A 19,745-nucleotide genomic window follows, 5' to 3' on the forward strand; every position below is an offset into this window, starting at 1 on the left:
AAGGATAGATTGAAATGTTTCTTTCACAGGAGGTTACCATGAGCTATGTAAAACAGCAAGACCCTAAAGTTCAAGAAATGATTGAATTAGAGTTGGGTCGTCAACGCAACAAATTAGAAATGATTGCATCGGAAAACTTTGTGTCTCAAGCTGTGATGGAAGCACAAGGTAGCGTATTGACAAATAAATACGCAGAAGGATATCCACATAAACGTTATTACGGTGGATGTGAATATGTCGACATGGTAGAAGAGTTGGCTATTGAAAGAGCGAAACAACTATTCGGCGCAGAACATGTGAATGTACAACCTCATTCTGGTTCTCAAGCAAACTTTGGCGTGTACTTTGCCTTATTAGAGCCAGGCGACACGATTATGGGAATGAATTTATCCCATGGTGGACATTTAACACATGGATCTCCAGTGAATGTTTCTGGTAAGTATTTTAATATTATTCCTTATGGTGTAGATGCAGAAACAGGCCGTATTGATTATGATGAAATGCGTAAAATTGCTCAAGAGCATAAACCTAAAATGATTATCGGTGGTGGCAGTGCATACTCCCGCCAAATTGATTTCAAAACCATGGCAGATATTGCTCATGAAGTAGGCGCTATTTTCATGGTAGATATGGCACATTTTGCAGGTTTAGTAGCTGCGGGATTGCATCCAAACCCAGTGGAATATGCTGATATTGTAACGACAACAACACATAAAACATTGCGCGGACCACGTGGTGGCATGATTATGTGTAAAGAAGAATATGCGAAAGCGATTGATAAATCTATTTTCCCTGGTATTCAAGGTGGTCCATTGATGCATGTCATCGCTGCTAAAGCAGTAGCCTTTGGGGAAGCGTTACAACCAGAATTTAAAGAATATGCAAAACAAGTGATTGTGAATGCCCAAACATTGGCAGAAACTTTACAACAAGAAGGTTTTACCATCGTATCTGGTGGTACTGATACGCATGTATTATTAGTAGACCTACGTACTGTTGGCTTAACTGGTAAAGTAGCAGAACATGTACTAGATGAAGTAGGAATTACATGTAATAAAAATACAATTCCTTTCGATCCTGAAAGCCCATTTGTCACATCTGGTATTCGTTTAGGTACACCAGCATTAACAACTAGAGGTTTACATGCAGAAGATATGAAAGAAATTGCAAGCATCATTTCTTTAGTATTAAAACAGCCAGAAGATACTGCTGTATTAGCAGCGGCTAAACAACGTGTAGCAGCACTTTGTGAAAAATATCCAATGTATGCGTAATTAATAAAAAGGAAGTAAGTAAGATGAACGTAAATGTAATGACACATCCTTTGATTCAACATAAAGTAACGTTGATTCGCTCCATAGATACTGGCACAAAAGATTTTCGTCAATTATTAGAAGAAATTGCTTTGTTAATGGGCTATGAAATCACACGTGATTTACCATTAGAAGATGTAGAAGTACAAACTCCACTGGTAAAAGCGATTGGTAAACAAATTGCAGGTAAAAAATTGGGTATTGTGCCAATCCTTCGTGCAGGTTTAGGTATGGTGAATGGTTTATTAGAATTAATGCCAATGGCAAAAGTAGGTCATGTAGGTATGTATCGTGACCCAGAAACATTACAACCAGTAGAGTATTATTGCAAATTGCCATCTGACTTGGCTGATCGTCGCATTATCGTGACAGACCCAATGTTGGCGACAGGTGGTAGTGCAGCAGCAGCGATTTCTTTATTAAAAGAAAAAGGTGCTAAAGACATTCAATTAATGTGTTTAGTGGCAGCCCCAGAAGGTGTAGAAGTTGTGAATAAAGCGCATCCTGACGTACGCATCTATGTAGCTGCATTAGATGAAAAATTAAACGACCATGGATATATTTTACCTGGTCTTGGTGATGCGGGAGATCGTATTTTCGGTACGAAATAAACGGTGTTGCCCGAAGAGTAGTGCGCGTTTCTTTTCAGTGACGCGCATTATTTTTATAAGAAAGGGTATATATGGCTAAAAAGAAAACAGTTTTTTTCTGCTCTGAATGTGGAAATGAATCATCAAAATGGTTTGGTCGTTGTACTGCTTGTGGTGCTTGGAATACAGCAGTGGAAGAAGAACTGCAACCGGAAGTTAAAACAAAACATGTAGCGTCTTATCGACCTGTTCAAGATGAAGACAATAAGCCCAAGGCTTTGACAGAGATTGAGGTAGGCGCCATTGCTCGAATTACTTCTGGATATGGAGAAATTGACCGTGTCCTTGGCGGGGGTATCGTACCTGGTGCGTTGATTTTGCTAGGTGGGGACCCAGGTATTGGTAAGTCCACCCTATTGTTACAAGTGTCTGGGCGTATTGCAGAAGAGTCAGGTAAAGTCCTATATGCATCTGGAGAAGAATCGGATATGCAGTTGAAGCTTAGAGCTCATCGACTAGGTATTAACTCTTCTAACCTATTGGTACAAGCGGAAACTAATTTAGATACTATATTGAATGAGGCAAAACAAAGTCAACCTATGCTACTTGTCATAGATTCTATCCAAACTATGTATGTAGGTTCTGTAGAGTCTGCGCCTGGTAGCGTTAGTCAAGTTCGTGAATGTACAGCTAGATTGTTACGCTTTGCAAAAGATCAAGATATCCCTGTGATCATTATTGGTCATGTAACAAAAGATGGTACTATTGCAGGTCCTCGTATGCTAGAGCATATGGTGGACGTAGTATTGTATTTTGAAGGGGAACGGTCCTATCAATTTCGTATTTTACGAGGCATTAAAAACCGCTTCGGATCCACTTCGGAATCAGGGTTATTTACCATGGAAGAAGAAGGCTTAGGTGAACTCCTCAATCCATCAGCTACTCTATTAGCAGAGCGGTCAGAAGAAGAAACAGGATCTGCCATCATGGCATACCTAGAAGGAGTACGTCCTATCTTGGTAGAAGTACAGAGTTTAGTGGTATCCACTGCCTTTGGTATGCCACGAAGAACCGCTATAGGGTATGATTTAAATAAGCTGATTTTACTCCTAGCTGTATTAGAAAAACGCTGTGGCTTTACCTTAGGTAACAAAGATGTATATGTCACTATTATTGGGGGATTAAAAGTTAACGAACCAGCTTGTGACTTAGCCATGGCAGTAGCTATCATTTCTAACTTAAAGAATAAACCAGTACCCCCAGATATGGTCATTCTCGGAGAAGTTGGATTAACAGGGAATATTCGTAGTATTCCACGCATAGAACAACGAATTGCAGAAGCTAAGAAATTAGGGTTTAAACAATTTGTGATTCCCGCCGGGAATGTAAAACAATTAAAAGGAATACAAGAAGGAATCTCCATACAAGGGGTGACTAGTATTCAAGAAGTGATGAAAAGTATTTTCTAGCCCTATGTGTAGAGTCTTTACGATGAAGTATTCATTAGAATCACACGTAGGGATAGTATACTATATAAAAAAGGAGGTGACCTTATGATCTATAATTTATTACGCTATGCTATCGCTATCCTGTTTGGTAGTATGGGCTATATTGGTGCAGATGCATTATCAACTCTTATGCTCTCTCTGTGGGATGAAAAGATGCTGCAAATGGGGGTATTTGGTATCTCTGTGGTGATGATATTGTACTATACCCTAAGTATCTTATTAGCCGCTTTTATCGGTTATTTAGTGTCCCAGTATATTTTACGCTTAGGTTTAAGCGTAGCAAAACAAATTGAACGTATTTTAAGTCGAGTTCCTAGTCAACAACTAGTAGCTGGCACGATAGGATTATTATTTGGACTCATTATTGCTAATTTAATTGGTATGGCTTTTGAGCGTGTTCCAATTATTGGCTCATATTTACCTATTGCGCTCAGTGCTGTATTGGGATATATTGGGATTCGTTTGGGAATGGATAAAGGGCCAGACTTATATAAAGCCATGGTATCGTATACGTTTAGAGGGCTACGCAGTAAAGGTAGAACGATGAAAGAATCAAAAGATAAAAAATCCTCACCTCAAACTTGTTCTGCTAAGGTCTTAGATACATCGGTGGTCATTGATGGTCGAATTTTAGATATTGTAAATACAGGGTTTTTAGAAGGTCCTTTCATAGTGCCAGTATTTGTACTAGAAGAATTACAAAAATTGTCTGATTCTGCGGACACTTTAAAACGAAATCGAGGTAGACGGGGCTTAGACTTATTACAGACAATGCGTGAAAAATTAACAGATTCTATGGAAATCATAGATGTCGATTATGATGATTTGCAAGAAGTAGATTTGAAATTGATTCGCCTTAGTATGGATAAACATTGGAAACTTATAACGAATGATTTTAACCTGAATAAGGTAGCTACATTACAAGGCGTTGGGGTGTTGAACCTGAATGATCTGGCAAATGCTATTAAGCCAAAAATGATGAGTGGTGAAACCTTACTAGTACGTATTATGAAAGCTGGTAAAGAACCACATCAAGGAGTTGCCTATTTAGATGATGGCACTATGATTGTTGTGGAAAATGGTGTAGACTATGTGGATCAAACAGTAAATGTTGTAGTTACCTCTGTATTACAAACTAGTGCGGGACGAATGATTTTTGCTCGTGTAGAGGAATCAAATTCCTAGAAAGGGAGTACCATGATTAGTTGTATCTTATTAGCGGCAGGTGCAGGACGCCGAATGGGCTATACAGAGAATAAAGTGTGTATGCCGTTGGGACAGTATACAGTGTTACAATGGAATTTATATCACATGAAACAATGGGAAGGCTTAAAAGAAGTCATTGTGGTTGTATCGGAACAAGATCAATTCTCTATTCAAGAACAAGTGGAAGCTATGCAGGTACCCTGGATGGTGCAATATGTGATTGGCGGAGCAGAACGACAAGACTCAGTAGCCGCTGGACTTTCACAGGTAGCGAATGAAGCAGAAATTATACTTGTTCATGACGGAGCAAGACCGTTGGCAAAGAAAGAGTTAGCTCATCGAGTAGTTGAGGGAGCTAAAGCATATGGAGCTGCGGTGCCAGCCATCCCCGTAGTAGATACGATAAAACGAGTAAATACAAAAGGATATGTAGAAGAAACGTTACTACGTTCTGAATTATATGGAATGCAAACACCGCAAGGATTTCAAACAGCGGTTTTATTAGATGCCTATGTATATGCGGAAGAACACAGATATAAAGGAACCGATGATGTATCTTTAGTAGAGTTTCAAGGAAAGCCAGTGCACATTGTGGAAGGGGATAGAAAAAATATTAAATTAACAGTCCCTGAAGATGTGGCGATTGCTAAGAAGTATTTAGGAGTAGAATCTATGATGCGAATTGGTTATGGTTATGATATCCACCGGTTCCAAGAGGGACGACCTTGCATATTAGGTGGTGTATCTATCGACAGCCCTATTGGTCCTGATGGGCATTCTGACGCGGATGTGTTGATTCATGCCCTTATGGATGCTATGCTAGGTGCTGCAGGTATGCGAGACATTGGGTATTATTTTCCCCCAGAAGATGATGCTTTCAAAGGGATTTCCAGTAGGCTATTATTAGAAAAAGTGGTACAATTATTAAAGGACTCAAATTTTGGAATCTACAATGCAGATATCATGGTCATTGCAGAAGCTCCTAAATTGAAGCCTCATATTGAACAAATGAAAAAAAATCTAAGTGCGGATTTAGGTATCCCGCTTAGTAGAATTAGTATTAAAGCAACGACAAATGAAGGGTTAGGTGCCTTGGGAAGAACAGAAGGTATAGCCGCACAAGCTGTTGTTTCAATGTATGAAAGAGAGGAGTTATAACTCATGAAAGTTCGTTTTGCACCGAGTCCAACCGGTCCATTTCATATTGGTGGAGCTCGCTCCGCATTATTTAACTATTTATTAGCTCGCAAGGAGCAAGGTACATTCTTATTGCGCGTGGAAGATACTGATCAAGCACGTTCCACTCGTGAAAGTGAAGAAAATATTAAGGCAGCTCTAAAATGGCTTGGTATGGATTGGGATGAAGGTGTTGACGTAGGTGGCGAAGCAGGTCCATACCGTCAAACAGAACGTTTAGATATTTACGACCAAGTGACGAAACAATTATTAGAATCTGGGCATGCTTACGAATGCTATTGTTCCCAAGAAGAATTAGATTCTGTTCGTGAGGAACAATTAGGTCGTGGAGAAACACCTAAATACAACGGACATTGTCATCATTTAACGGAAGAACAAAAGGCTGCTTACAAGGCAGAAGGTCGCAAACCAACCATCCGTTTGCGTGTTCCATTGCATGAAACTGTAGCTTTTGACGATATGGTTCGTGGACATGTATCCTTTGAATCTAATGGCATTGGCGATTTTGTTATTGTAAAATCTGATGGAATTCCTGTGTATAACTATGCCGTTGTGGTAGACGATCACACAATGGGTATTTCTCATGTTATCCGTGCGGAGGAACATTTATCGAATACACCGCGTCAAATCGTGATCTATAAAGCCTTAGGTTGGGATGTGCCAACATTTGGTCATATTTCCTTGATTATGGGCAAAGATGGAAAAAAAATGAGTAAACGACATGGTGCTACCTCTGTTGAACAATACCGTGAGTTGGGATACTTGCCAGAAGCGATTGTGAACTTCTTAGCCTTACTTGGATGGGCTCCTGAAGGTGAGGAAGAACTATTCACTAAGGAAGAGTTGTGTCAAAAATTCTCAATGGACCGAGTGGCAAAAAATCCAGCTGTCTTTGATATTGATAAATTGAATTATATTAATTTCAATTATATGAAACAATTAACACCAGAGGCGTTGTATGAATTATGCTTGCCTCATTTGGTGAAAGCTGGCTACGCTAGTGAAAGTCCATCTGCAGAGGAACAAGCATGGCTCACTATGCTGTGTACTTGCGTGAAAGATCATATTAGTTATGGTGCTCAAATCGTAGATGAAGTAGGTATGTTCTTCCAAGATGATATCCTAGAAGATGCAGAACATGCAGAAGAGATTGCAGCTGTGAAAGCTGAAGAATCGTATCCAACAGTAATTGGGGCTTTCAAAGAAAAAATTGAAGCTATGGAGGAGATTACCCCAGATGCTGTAAAAGCAGCCATCAAAGCGATTATGAAAGAAACAGGATTAAAAGGCAAATTTGTATTCATGCCAATTCGTATCGCTACCACAGGTCAAATGCATGGTCCTGATTTGAATTACATTATTACCTTATTTGGGAAAGAAAAAGTGCTTCGCCGCTTAGGCTAAGTGCATACAAGGAGGCTATTTCTAATGAGAGAACTGACAGTTTTCAACACGATGACTCGTGAAAAATCAGTGTTTCAACCTGTGAAAGAAGGGGAAGTTAGCATCTATGTATGCGGAGTAACACCATATAATCATCCTCATATTGGTAATGCACGCCCTTTCGTGACTTGGGACACCATCCGTCGTTATTTGAGCCATGTGGGCTATAAAGTAACATATATCCAAAACTTTACAGATGTAGATGATAAAATCATTAATACGTCTAATGGTGAAGGGGTAGCATGGAATGTAATCTCTGATCGCTATATTGATGCCTACTATGATGTAATGGATGCATTACATGTGCGTCGTGCCGATGTATATCCTCGCGTGTCTACGCATATGGAAGAAATTATTTCCATGATCACTACATTAATTGACAATGGCTATGCCTATGCAGTAGATGGTGATGTGTACTATCGTGTAGAGAAATTTGAGCATTATGGTAAACTATCTGGTCGTACTTTAGACGATATGGAAGCTGGTGCTCGTGTAGATGTAGATGACCGCAAGGAAAATCCTATGGACTTTGCTTTGTGGAAAGCGGTGAAACCAGGCGAACCATTCTGGGAAAGCCCATGGGGACAAGGTCGTCCAGGCTGGCACATTGAATGTTCTGCCATGAGTCAAAAGTACTTGGGTGAAGAATTTGACTTCCACGGTGGTGGATCTGACTTAATCTTCCCGCACCATGAAAATGAAATTGCTCAATCCGAAGGTTGTTCCGAACATCATCCAGCAGTGCGTTATTGGGTGCATAATGGTTTCATTACGATTAATCAAGAAAAAATGAGTAAATCCTTGAACAATTTCTTCTTGGTGAAAGATATTTTAGAACAATATAGTGCAGATGCACTACGTTTCTTCTTATTGAGTACACATTATCGTAGCCCATTGGACTTCAGTGATGAACGTTTAGATGAAGCAACTAAGGCTATTGAACGATTCCAAACCGTGATTGACAACTTACTGTATTTAGAAAGCCGTCCAGAAGGATTGTGTGAACTGGAAGCAGCAGAATTGTTGAAAAATGCTCGTAACTATAAAGAAGAGTTCGAGGCAGCTATGAGTGATGATTTCAATACAGCGCTAGCAACAGCACCAATCTATGGTTTGGCAAAGGAAATTAACATTTATTACCAATCTGTTCAAAGCTGTGATGGCACTGTATGCCATAGTACTATTGGTGAAGTTAAAGAGATCTTTAAACTAATGTTAGATATTCTAGGTTTATTAGAAGAGGGCTGGAAAGGTCAAGAAACTAGTAACGAAGAATATAATCAATTAATGGAAGTCATCTTGAATATTCGTCAATGTGCACGTGATCAAAAACAATGGGGCATTGCAGACTCCATTCGTGATGAATTGGCAAATATTGGCATCGTTATCGAAGATTCCCCACAAGGGGCACGGTGGAAAAAACGTGAACTTTAATCGATATAAACAACTACGATCGATGACAATTGATAAACTAAAATCTGCTGTAAAAGTAGCAAGCACTGGAGAGGGTCCTTTAGAGGACTCTCTTATGCTTGCATATATTGGAGATGGTGTATACACATTGTTTATCAGAAATCGTGTAGTAGAAACTGGAATTACAAAAACGCAAATATTGCATGATGTGGTGACGTCATTTATTAATGCTAAAGCACAAGCGAAAGTATTACAGGCTTTAGAACCAACTCTAACAGAGGAAGAGTTGTTAGTGGCAAAACGGGCTCGCAATAGTAATGTACATGTGCCGAAAAGTGCTAGTGTACAAGAATACCGTATGAGTACAGCCTTTGAGGCGTTGTTGGGGTATACCTATCGCAAGGGGGATCAAGAGAGGCTTCAAACTCTCATGGAATTCGCTTTTGCTGAAACGTTGTCACATATGTAGAGTTTGTCACGTTCATAATCGGAATTTAGAATAAGGGAAGAGCACGGTATACCCCCTCTCAAACGGCATTTCATAATGTTTGTTCGGGGGCACACCGTGCTCTTCTTGTGTTTTCTTATTTAACGACAGATGAACGTGACATGGTATAGAATATGTTTTTCGTTGTGCTACTGGGAGTGACAACGTTTCAGCGGGGGGTGCTCAGGCAGGGGGGAAGAGCACGGCATATTCCTTCAGAAACGGTATTTCATAATGTTTGTTCGGAGGCACACCGTGCTCTTCTTGTGCTTTCTAGATTAGAGAAACTTGAACGTGACATGGCTTAGAATATGATGTTTTTTGCTATGCTAGTGGGAGTGACAACGTTTCAGCGGGTGGTGCTCAGGCAGGGGGGAAGAGCACGACAAACGCCTATTTGATAAGTTTAAATCAGTGACTCTTGAAAAATTAAAGAAAAATACAAAATAGTGTAGCATCTTTATCTATATAGTATGGTATACTAAGAAGGATAGATATTGGTATAGGTAAATGAAAGGGATGGAGTATGAAAGAAGATGTACGAATTTTAATTATTAAAATGAGTTCTCTAGGCGATATTATTCATGCCTTACCAACGCTCTATGCGTTGCGCCAACAATATCCGAAGGCGCATATCGCATGGGCCGTCCATGAACAGTTTAAGGATGTTGTCCCTCCTAAGCCTTGGGTGGATGAAACCATTATCATAGATAAGAAACGATTAAAACGTCTTTCCTATTGGAAGGAATTATGGAAACTATTGCATGAAAAACACTTTGATATTTCCTTAGATTTGCAATCCATTGCGAAAAGTGCCATTGTAGCGGCTCTAAGTGGAGCAAAAAAGCGTTATGCTTACTGGGAACTTCGTGAGGGTAGTTGGCTGGTGAACACAGCGCTAGTAGGTGACCATAAAATGGATCATGTTATCGAGCGCTATTTAGATACGGCTCGTGCCTTGGGCTGTGATGTAGATGACATCGTGTTTCCACTGCCGACTTTCACAGAGGCGGAGACTACGGTGACACAGAAGTTAAATGCTAGAGGAGCTTTCATTGAAAATCCTTATATTGTCATGGCTCCAGGGGCACGTTGGACAGTGAAGGAATGGCCTATTTCTCATTTTGTGGACCTTGGCAAGCGATTGGTGGCAGCAGGTGAGACGGTGGTTCTCATTGGTGCCAAAGAGGATACAGATAAAGGCCGTGCTATTGTGGACGGCGTCGGCAGTGATAATGTGGTGAATCTCATTGGTGACACGAATTTGAAAGAACTCATTGAGGTCATTCGTCACAGTGCTTTGTATATCAGTGCCGATACGGGCCCTTTACATATTGCGAACGCTTTAAAAGTGCCATTGATTGCTTTGTTTGGGACTACTTGCCCAGAACGGACAGGTCCATATGGTGGTGATCATATTCATATACTAGTGTCACCTACATCACGGGCGACCATAAATCGACCATTGGTGGAAGATGCGGAATGTATGGCACAGATTACGGTGGACACTGTATTTGATACAGTGAAAGAAATGAGGAATTTATGATAGAGTTAGATGGAAAGCGGATTGTGGTAACCTTCTTGATGCATTTAGGCGATGTGGTGCTCACCACACCGTTTATCCATGCTCTTAGAAAGTTGGCGCCTCACAGCCATATTACCTATGTGATTGATAAAAAGTTGTCAGATGTCTATCGCTATAATCCTTACATTGATGAGTTAGTGGAAGTGGATAAAAAAGGCATTCATAATAGTATTGGCGGTCTCAATCAAATTGCCAAAAAGATTCGCCAACGTGGTGATGTGGATGTAGTCATCAACTTGCATCCTAATGAAAGGACGTCCTATTTAGCTTGGAAATTGAAAGCTAAGGTAACTACAGGGATGAGTCATTTTCTGTTCCGCCCGTTCATGACGAAGGTAACATGGTTGAACCGCAAAACGGTGCATGCTGCGCAGATGTATATGAATGTATTAGAACAGTTAGGATATACGGTAGAACATGACGGGTTAGAAATTTTTACTAGTCCTGAGTGGGATGAAAAGGTACGTGCCTTTTATGCCGCTCAAGGAGTGACGGAAACAGATCGCCTCATCGGATTTAATATTGGCAGTGCAGTGCCGGAAAAACGCTGGCCCAAAGAACGATTTGCTCATATGGCAGATACCTTAGCAAAAGAAGGATATAAAATAGTATTCTTCGGTGGACCCATGGATGAAGATATGGTACAGGACGTGCTAGATACGATGACGGAGCCTGCCATTAAGGGAACGGGACAATTCAGTATTGGAGAACTGGCTTCAGCCATAAAACGATGTGATTGCTTAGTGACCAATGACTCTGGTCCTATGCATGTAGGGGTGAGTCAAGGGGTGCCGATTGTAGCTCTCTATGGACCATCAAATCCAGCTTTGTATGGACCTTTCACAGAGAAGGCTGTAGTTTTAGAATCCATGGAACAGTATGACGTTAACAAAAATATGAAACAGGTTTTGAAAGAGGGCAAGTACAAAGGATTATCTGTTATTTCGGAGGATTCTGTATTAGCAGGCATACGGACGATGTTAGATAGAAAGGGTATGAACTAAGGATGCACTATATTGTATTTGACTTGGAATGGAACCAGCCCTATACGCTAGAACCTAATATGATACGGCGCTCAGGATTTCCATTCATTGGCGAAATTATACAAATAGGTGCTGTAAAACTAGATGAAAGTTTGCAAATTGTAGACCAATTTGAAGTGTTTATTACGCCTAAATTTCTACCTGTTATGCATCATTCGGTAGAGAAGTTGACCCATATTACTATGGATAAATTGCGTAAGGAAGGGGTATCTTTCCGCCGTGGGTGCGAAAAGTTTTTACGTTTTATTGGGACCGATGGCAGTTTGCTATCTTGGGGACCTGATGATATTGAAATGCTTCTAGATAATGCCCTATGTCATAATGTACATGTACATCGGGAGATTCCTTGGTTTGATGCGCAATCTATATATGCTAATACGATGCATAATAGTAGCCAGCAATATGCATTGCAGAAAGCCATGGAAGAGATGCAAGTGAAGGCGCCAAACTTACAAGCTCACAATGGCTTGCATGATGCCATCTGTACGGCTATGGTATGTCAGCGTTTTCCATTTTTAGAAGCGTTAAAAAAGAAGCGAGACAAACAAGGGAAACAACGGTGCTTTTATGGGCTTTCACGGCATGAGCATAAAATATTTGAGTCCATTGTGACCATGCCACGTATATTTCGGCAAAGTAATCGGGCGAAAACTACATGCCCTGTTTGTAAGAAACCATTACATTTAGACCCTATCGTAGGGGTGGTAAAACATCGCTTTTTGTCGATAGGAGCTTGTAAAGAACATGGTATATTTGGTGTTCATTGGTATGTAGGGAAATCTATTAGCAAGCATTTAGGAAAACGCTATTATGTTTCCAAAATGGTCACCAATGCACCTAAAGGGTTGCGTGAATTGTATGCGCGTAAAAAATAAATCTCATGAATTAGAAGAGAAAGGAGTTAAGTATGGAACGTAGAAATGCTTGGCATGAATATACAGAAGAACAATTACAAGAGATTGATACTTTAGCAACGAAGTATCGCCATTTTCTAGATTATGGTAAAACAGAGCGTGAATGTGTGGACCAAATTGTGAAGGCTACAGAAGTAGCTGGATACCGTAATATGGACAGTGTTATTAAAGAAGGTACAACCCTGAAAGCAGGCGATAAGGTCTATTATGTGCACATGAAAAAAGCGGTAGCCATGGTGAATATCGGTACAGAACCGATTGAACAGGGGATGAATATCCTAGGGGCTCATATTGATTCTCCACGGTTAGATGTGAAGCAAAATCCATTCTATGTGGATAGCGATTTAGCATTATTAGATACACATTATTATGGGGGTATTAAAAAATACCAATGGGTAACTATGCCTTTGGCAATCCATGGCGTTGTAGTGAAACGTGATGGAACTGTCATTAATCTTGCTATTGGTGAAAGTCCAACAGATCCAGTATTTTGCGTAACTGATTTGTTGCCACATTTAGGACAAGAACAAATGGAGAAAAACGCTGCCAAAGTGGTAGAAGGGGAACAACTAGATCTTCTTATTGGCAGTCGCCCTGTGAAAGGGGAATTAAAAGATGGTGTGAAAGCCTATGTATTGCAAGTGCTACAAGAGCAATATGGTTTTGAAGAAGAAGACTTTTTGTCTGCAGAGCTTGAAATTGTACCAGCTGGTGCTGCTAGAGAATTAGGCTTTGATCGCTCTATGATTATCGGCTATGGTCAAGATGACCGTGTATGTGCTTACACATCCTTAGTGGCGATGTTAGAAACAGAGAATGTGAGTCGCACTACATGTACTTTATTGGTAGACAAAGAAGAAATCGGTTCTGTTGGTGCTACAGGGATGCAATCTCGTTTCTTTGAGAACTTTATGGCAGAATTATTGGAAGCTATGGGGCATACGTCTCCATTAGCAGTACGCCGTACTTTATCCAATAGTCATATGTTGTCTTCTGATGTGAGTGCTGGTTTTGATCCACTTTATGCGAGTGCTTTTGAAAAGAAAAATGCTGCCTTCTTAGGTCGTGGTGTAGTATTTAACAAATTTACTGGTTCTCGTGGTAAAAGTGGATCCAATGATGCTAATGCTGAATATATGGCGCGCATTCGCCAGTTAATGGATCAAGATAATATTTCTTACCAAACGGCTGAATTAGGTCGAGTAGATCTTGGTGGTGGCGGTACCATTGCGTATATCATGGCTCTTTATGGCATGAATGTGATTGATTGTGGCGTAGCTGTGCTTAGCATGCACTCCCCTTGGGAAGTGACGAGCAAAGCCGATATTTACGAGGCAAAACGTTGTTACTTAGCGTTCTTAGCGGCAAAAGGAGAATAATCCTATGACAACACAGGGTGAAATGGAACAGGTAAAAGTAGATATTTTTAGTATGACTAAAGATGAAGCAACTCAATTTGTGAAAGATAAAGCTTACTTTATGATGGTCCTTCGCAAATTGATGTATGAATATTGTCCTATTGTAAAAGTAGAACGGTTTGAACCTACAGAAGGGGAAAGTATTTCCGCATATTTGACGGAGGAAATGGAACAAGACCAAACGCCAGTTTTATCTGTAGTACTAGATCCCTTTGAAGTAGCTGCTATGAAAGTGGCAGAAGAACGAGGTAAGTTGAAAGAATATGTCTTCGCAGCTAGTGAAATGACAGAAGTTTTATTGAGAATATTAAAAGAAAAAATTTCTAATGGTGAAATATAATAATAGAAAGGACAGAGAATATGCTATATATTGAATATCCGAAATGTACAACTTGTAAACGAGCAAAAAAATATTTAGATGATCATGGTATTAACTACACTCATCGTGATATTAAAGAAGAAAATCCAACGGTGGAAGAATTAGGTGTATGGTATCCCAAAAGCAAGAAAGCAGATATTAAAGCCTTCTTTAATACATCTGGTCAAATCTATCGTGGAGAAGGTATCAAAGACAAATTGCCAACGATGACAGAAGATGAAAAATTAGCCTTATTGGCAACGAATGGTATGTTGGTGAAACGTCCTATTTTGGTCTTAGAGGATACAGTACTGGTAGGATTCAAAGAACAAGAATGGGAAGATGCTTTAAAACGTAATGGTTTACTGTAGCTATTTTTGGTGAGTTGTGGTATACTAGAGATAACTTTTATAGAATCTATTAAAAGAGTGAGCTGTGGCTCACTCTTTCTCTTATACTGTGGTAAGGAGGGGATAAGATGAAACGTGACGCCGTAGAGGAATTTGTGTCCGCTGTAGTAGAAACGATAATAGAGTCTACGGAGTTAGAGCTTGTGGATGTGGAATACGTACATGAGCGGGAATGGTACTTGCGCGTATTTTTAGACAAAGAGGGAGGCATCGATTTAGATGACTGCCAAATGGTGAGTGAAAAGCTGAGCGAAGTATTGGATGCAAAAGACCCAATTAAAGAGAATTACTTGCTAGAAGTATCTTCTCCAGGATTGGATCGAGTGTTGAAAAAAGAAAAAGATTTCATTCGTTATCATGGTCGTGATGTAGATATTCAATTGTTTAAACCCATAGATGGTAAAAAACAATACACAGGATCCTTACAAGGCTATTCTGATGAAGCTATCACCATTCAGGTGCAAGAAGAACGTATTGACCTAGAACGTGCAGCTATTGCACAAATTCGTTTGCATTTAGATTTTTAAGGGAGGAAACCAGTGAGTCAAGAATTAGTACAAGCGGTACTAGCAGTTACTAAACAAAAAGGGGTGGCACCAGAGATTATTTTTGATTCTCTTGAAGTGGCATTATTACAAGCCTATCGCAAAGAGGTAGGAGCAAATCAAGAGGCATATATTTATTTTAATCGTGAAACAGGGGATTACAAAGTGTTGGCTAAGAAAACTGTAGTGGACACACCTGAAAACGAAGAAGTAGAAATTGCCTTAGTAGATGCGCGTCAATTAGACAAACGTATGGAAATCGGCGATATTATCGAAGTGGATGTAACGCCAAAAAACTTCGGTCGTAGTGCAGCCCATACGGCAAAACAATTGTTGATTCAACGTTTGAAAGAAGCAGAACGCAATATTGTCTATGATGAATATTCCAGCCGTGAAGGCGATATTTTGACTGGTTTGGTGGAACGTATTGAAGGTCGAAATGTATTTATTAATCTAGGAAAAACTGAGGCGATTTTACCAGTATCTGAGCAAATTCCTAGTGAAAGCTATGCTGTGGGAGACCGCATTAAATGCTACATTGTGGAAGTGAAAAAGACCACAAAAGGTCCTCAAATTATGATTTCTCGTACACATCCTGGTCTATTAAAACGCTTGTTTGAATTAGAAGTACCAGAAATTGCAGAAGGTACAGTGGAATTGAAATCGGTAGCTCGTGAACCAGGTATGCGTTCTAAAATCGCTGTAGTATCTCGCGAGGAAGAAGTGGATGCAGTAGGTGCTTGTGTAGGTCCTAAAGGACAACGTGTACAAAATATCGTGGATGAGCTAAATGGCGAAAAAATAGATATTGTGAAATGGGATGAAGATCCAGCGGTATACATTGCCAATGCGTTAAGTCCAGCGAAAGTGGTAAGCGTAGTAGCTCGTGATGAAGAGAAAACATCTTCTGTGGTGGTGCCAGATTACCAACTTTCACTGGCTATTGGCAAAGCTGGTCAAAATGCTCGTTTAGCAGCGAAATTAACAAATTGGAAAATCGATATTAAAAGTGAAACACAAGCCGCTGAAGCCGGTGAATATGTGGAATCTGAGGATATGATTTCCTTGGATGCTTTTGGAGATGAAGACTAATATGAAACAGAAGTCTCAGCCTATGCGAGTATGTGTGGGATGTGGAGAACTTCTTCCCAAGAAAGAGTTAACACGTGTTGTGTTGAGTCCAACGGGAGAGATTTCTATTGACCCTACAGGTAAAGCCCCTGGACGGGGAGCCTATATGGAAATGAAAGTAGAATGCCTAGACATGGCGTATAAAGCCAAACGATTAGAGCGTTCGTTAAAACATAAAGTTTCACAAGAAATTTATGAATCTTTAAAGGAACAAATATCCCATGAATAAAGAAAAAGTGTTGAATATATTAGGATTAGCACAGCGAGCAGGTCGCTTATTATCCGGCGATTTTGTAGTGGAACGGTCCATGAAGCGACAAGCCTATCCATTGTTGATTATGGCGGAAGATTGTGCGCAGAATAATGCTAAAAAATATATGCACTTAGCCGAATCTCATCAGGTGCCCCTTCGTTTAGTAGGGACCAAAGAGGAACTAGGCAAAGCATTGGGAAAAGAAATGCGAGCAGTTATATTAGTAAATGATGCTGGATTTGCTAAATCCTTGCTAGCTGAAATAGATAAGAATCAGTAGAGGGGGAATGTAGATGTCCAAAAAAAGAGTATATGAAGTAGCAAAAGACCTAGGTGTAGAAAATAAAGTAGTGATTGATGCTTTAAAAAAGCACAATGTAGAAGTGAAAAGCCATATGAGTACAGTGGAGGATTCACAAGTATCTATGATTAAACAATCCTTAGCAAGTGGCGGCATACAAAGACAAAGTGAAACGCCAAAAGCAACTCAACAAGCACCGCAAAAGAAAGTACATGAATACCGTCGAAATGAAGATGGTGAAAGACGTGGACCTAAACAAGATAGAAATCATCGCAATGATCGTGGAGACCGTAATAACCGTGGTGAAAAGCGTGACCGCCCATTCAATCGTGATGATAAAAACAATGGTCAACGAGAACATCGTAATGACAGAAACGATCGTGGAGATAATCGTTCTAATCAACGGAATGGTCAAAACCGTGATGGTCGTCGTCCAGAAGGTCGTAATGATCAACGCCAAGATAACCGCAATGGCGGTAATCGCTCTAACAATGGTGGCAGATTTGATCGGAATAATGACCGCAATAATGACCGTAGCAACAACCGTAACAATGATCGTCGAAATGATGGACAACGTCGTGAACGTCGCCTAGAGATTCCACAAGTGGATCCAGCAATGACAACGAAACCAGAAGGTCGTGATCGTCAGGCGAGCCGTGAAGCAGATCGTCAAAAAGAAAATCGCCGTTTTGAATCTGAACATCGTAATGAAAATCGGAATGAGCGTCGCAATAAAAAAGATAAAAAAGGTAAAAAAGGTGAACGTACACAATCCTTAGTGTCTTCTGCATTGCAAAAAAATAAAAATAAAGTTAAACAACGTAATGAGCAACATATCAAACAAAAAGAGGAAGAACGTCGTAAAGCGGAGGCAGCCATTGCTACGTCCATCGAACTGTCTGGCTCGTTGACCGTTAAAGAATTGGCAGAAAAAATGGGTCGTGAAGTGGCTGAAATTATCAAAAAATTGATGATGCTTGGCGTCATGGCAACAATCAACCAAGAAATCGATGTGGAAACGGCTATGGTATTGGCAGAAGACTTCGGTGTAGAAGTGGTAGAAGTTGAGCCTGAACAAGATCCTACAGAAATCATCGAAATTGAAGATAGCCCAGAAAGCTTACAGCCTCGACCACCAGTTGTTACCATTATGGGTCACGTTGACCATGGTAAAACATCCTTATTGGACGTGATTCGCTCTACGAATGTAACAGCTTCTGAAGCAGGCGGTATTACGCAACATATCGGTGCGTACCAAGTACGCTATGAAGGTAATAAAATCACATTCCTAGATACGCCTGGACATGAAGCTTTCACAGCCATGCGTTTACGTGGTGCTCAATCTACAGATATTGCTGTCCTTGTCGTAGCTGCCGATGACGGTGTTATGCCACAAACTATTGAGGCAATCAACCATGCGAAATCCGCAGAAGTGCCAATTATCGTAGCCATCAATAAAATGGATAAACCAGGTGCTAACCCTGACCATGTAAAACAACAATTATCCGAACATGGTTTGTTGCCAGAAGAGTGGGGCGGTGATACTATCATGGTTCCTGTATCTGCGAAACAACGTCAAGGTATTGAAGACCTATTGGAAACGATCTTGTTGGTAGCAGAAGTACAAGAATTGAAAGCGAACCCTAACCGTAAGGCACAAGGTATCGTTATCGAAGCCCAATTGGATAAAGGTCGTGGTCCTGTATGTACAGTATTGGTACAAAAAGGTTCCTTACGTGTAGGGGAAACAATCCTTGCTGGTGTGGCATACGGTAAAGTACGTGCTATGACCAATGAACGTGGGGAAAAAGTGAAAGTAGCTCGTCCATCTATGCCTGTGGAAATCTTAGGTCTATCCGATGTGCCGCAAGCTGGTGAAGTGATATTCGCTGTTGACGACAACGAAGCGCGTTCCATTGCGGAAAAACGTATTGAAAAACAACGCATTACAGAAATGAATGCGAAAACAAAAGTCACTCTTGATGATTTGTTCAACCAAATGCAACAAGGGGAATTAAAAGACTTAAATATTATTATCAAAGGTGACGTACAAGGCTCTGTAGAAGCATTGCGTCAATCCTTAGAGGGTATTAAAAACCCAGAAGTACGCATCAATATTATCCACAGTGCAGTAGGTGCCATCAATGAATCTGACGTGATGTTAGCCTCTGCATCGGGTGCGATTATTATCGGCTTTAACGTGCGTCCAGATGCGAATGTACGTAAAGAAGCCGAAAAAGAAAGTGTTGACCTTCGTACATACCGTGTTATTTACGATGCCATCAATGAAATCGAAGCCGCTATGCGTGGTATGTTAACTCCTGAATTTAAAGAAGTTATCTTAGGCCGTGCAGAAGTTCGCCAAGTGATTTCTACTCCGAAAGCTATCGTAGCTGGTTCCTATGTAACGGAAGGTAAAATCACAAATAACTCTGAAATTCGCTTAATCCGTGATGGTATTGTTATCCATGAAGGTCATATTGATTCCTTGCGCCGTTTCAAAGATGAAGTGAAAGAAGTAGCGACAAGCTTTGAATGTGGTATTTCTTTGGAACGTTACCGCGATGTGAAAGAAGGCGACGTGATCGAAGCGTACAAAATGGAAGAAATTGCCCCAGAATTATAGGAGG

At 40.4% G+C, this 19,745-nt stretch carries 19 protein-coding genes; all 19 read left to right on the top strand.

The features are described 5' to 3' along the window. Positions 1 to 38 precede the first annotated feature (38 nt). The 19 genes from glyA (at position 39) to infB (ending at position 19,741) form a co-directional block, all read left to right on the top strand. Positions 39 to 1,274 (top strand): serine hydroxymethyltransferase, encoded by a 1,236-nt coding sequence (gene glyA / locus EO125_RS01520; protein WP_127147337.1) that lies wholly within the window; start codon positions 39 to 41, stop codon positions 1,272 to 1,274. A 23-nt stretch (positions 1,275 to 1,297) separates the two neighbouring features. After that, positions 1,298 to 1,924 carry a uracil phosphoribosyltransferase gene (gene upp, locus EO125_RS01525; protein WP_127147338.1) on the top strand — a complete coding sequence of 209 codons (627 nt, stop codon included), beginning with the start codon at positions 1,298 to 1,300 and terminating at the stop codon, positions 1,922 to 1,924. 71 nt (positions 1,925 to 1,995) lie between these two features. After that, a complete protein-coding gene (radA, locus tag EO125_RS01530) occupies positions 1,996 to 3,372 on the top strand; it encodes a DNA repair protein RadA (protein ID WP_127147339.1) in 1,377 nt (458 codons plus the stop codon). 84 nt (positions 3,373 to 3,456) lie between these two features. Then, positions 3,457 to 4,596: a PIN/TRAM domain-containing protein gene (locus EO125_RS01535; RefSeq protein ID WP_127147340.1), complete on the top strand. Its 1,140-nt coding sequence runs from the start codon at positions 3,457 to 3,459 to the stop codon at positions 4,594 to 4,596. 12 nt (positions 4,597 to 4,608) lie between these two features. After that, positions 4,609 to 5,775, top strand: a complete 1,167-nt coding sequence (gene ispD / locus EO125_RS01540) for a 2-C-methyl-D-erythritol 4-phosphate cytidylyltransferase (RefSeq protein WP_127147341.1) — start codon at positions 4,609 to 4,611, stop codon at positions 5,773 to 5,775. 3 nt (positions 5,776 to 5,778) lie between these two features. After that, positions 5,779 to 7,218: a glutamate--tRNA ligase gene (gene gltX, locus EO125_RS01545; protein WP_127147342.1), complete on the top strand. Its 1,440-nt coding sequence runs from the start codon at positions 5,779 to 5,781 to the stop codon at positions 7,216 to 7,218. Positions 7,219 to 7,242: 24 nt separating this feature from the next. Further along, entirely contained in the window at positions 7,243 to 8,691 is a 1,449-nt protein-coding gene (gene cysS, locus EO125_RS01550; RefSeq protein ID WP_127147343.1) for a cysteine--tRNA ligase, read from the top strand. Further along, complete coding sequence (locus EO125_RS01555; RefSeq protein WP_240630410.1) at positions 8,681 to 9,139, top strand: Mini-ribonuclease 3; 459 nt, start codon at positions 8,681 to 8,683, stop codon at positions 9,137 to 9,139. The genes cysS and EO125_RS01555 overlap by 11 nt, the downstream gene beginning before the upstream one ends. A 544-nt stretch (positions 9,140 to 9,683) precedes the next feature. After that, positions 9,684 to 10,703 (top strand): lipopolysaccharide heptosyltransferase II, encoded by a 1,020-nt coding sequence (gene waaF, locus EO125_RS01560; protein WP_127147344.1) that lies wholly within the window; start codon positions 9,684 to 9,686, stop codon positions 10,701 to 10,703. After that, positions 10,703 to 11,746 carry a glycosyltransferase family 9 protein gene (locus EO125_RS01565; RefSeq protein WP_127147431.1) on the top strand — a complete coding sequence of 348 codons (1,044 nt, stop codon included), beginning with the start codon at positions 10,703 to 10,705 and terminating at the stop codon, positions 11,744 to 11,746. Before waaF ends, EO125_RS01565 begins: the two co-directional genes overlap by 1 nt. A gap of 2 nt (positions 11,747 to 11,748) precedes the next feature. Continuing rightward, positions 11,749 to 12,660, top strand: coding sequence for a 3'-5' exonuclease (locus EO125_RS01570; RefSeq protein ID WP_127147345.1), 912 nt, complete (start codon positions 11,749 to 11,751; stop codon positions 12,658 to 12,660). Between the two features lie 32 nt (positions 12,661 to 12,692). After that, entirely contained in the window at positions 12,693 to 14,078 is a 1,386-nt protein-coding gene (locus tag EO125_RS01575; protein ID WP_127147346.1) for an aminopeptidase, read from the top strand. Between the two features lie 4 nt (positions 14,079 to 14,082). After that, positions 14,083 to 14,457 carry a hypothetical protein gene (locus EO125_RS01580; RefSeq protein ID WP_127147347.1) on the top strand — a complete coding sequence of 125 codons (375 nt, stop codon included), beginning with the start codon at positions 14,083 to 14,085 and terminating at the stop codon, positions 14,455 to 14,457. Positions 14,458 to 14,477: 20 nt separating this feature from the next. Beyond that, a complete protein-coding gene (locus tag EO125_RS01585; protein WP_127147348.1) occupies positions 14,478 to 14,846 on the top strand; it encodes an arsenate reductase family protein in 369 nt (122 codons plus the stop codon). A 107-nt stretch (positions 14,847 to 14,953) separates the two neighbouring features. Further along, positions 14,954 to 15,412, top strand: coding sequence for a ribosome maturation factor RimP (rimP, locus tag EO125_RS01590; protein WP_127147349.1), 459 nt, complete (start codon positions 14,954 to 14,956; stop codon positions 15,410 to 15,412). Between the two features lie 12 nt (positions 15,413 to 15,424). Further along, positions 15,425 to 16,522, top strand: a complete 1,098-nt coding sequence (nusA, locus tag EO125_RS01595) for a transcription termination factor NusA (RefSeq protein WP_127147350.1) — start codon at positions 15,425 to 15,427, stop codon at positions 16,520 to 16,522. A 1-nt stretch (position 16,523) separates the two neighbouring features. Continuing rightward, the gene (rnpM, locus tag EO125_RS01600) at positions 16,524 to 16,790 is read left to right on the top strand and encodes an RNase P modulator RnpM (RefSeq protein ID WP_038145077.1); all 267 of its coding nucleotides are present in this window, start codon (positions 16,524 to 16,526) and stop codon (positions 16,788 to 16,790) included. Then, a complete protein-coding gene (locus EO125_RS01605) occupies positions 16,783 to 17,094 on the top strand; it encodes a ribosomal L7Ae/L30e/S12e/Gadd45 family protein (RefSeq protein WP_127147351.1) in 312 nt (103 codons plus the stop codon). The genes rnpM and EO125_RS01605 overlap by 8 nt, the downstream gene beginning before the upstream one ends. Before the next feature lie 13 nt (positions 17,095 to 17,107). After that, positions 17,108 to 19,741, top strand: a complete 2,634-nt coding sequence (gene infB / locus EO125_RS01610) for a translation initiation factor IF-2 (protein ID WP_127147352.1) — start codon at positions 17,108 to 17,110, stop codon at positions 19,739 to 19,741. Positions 19,742 to 19,745 lie beyond the last annotated feature (4 nt).

Origin of the sequence: Veillonella sp. VA139 (assembly GCF_003992005.1) — a bacterium.
Taxonomy (GTDB): Bacteria; Bacillota; Negativicutes; order Veillonellales; family Veillonellaceae; genus F0422.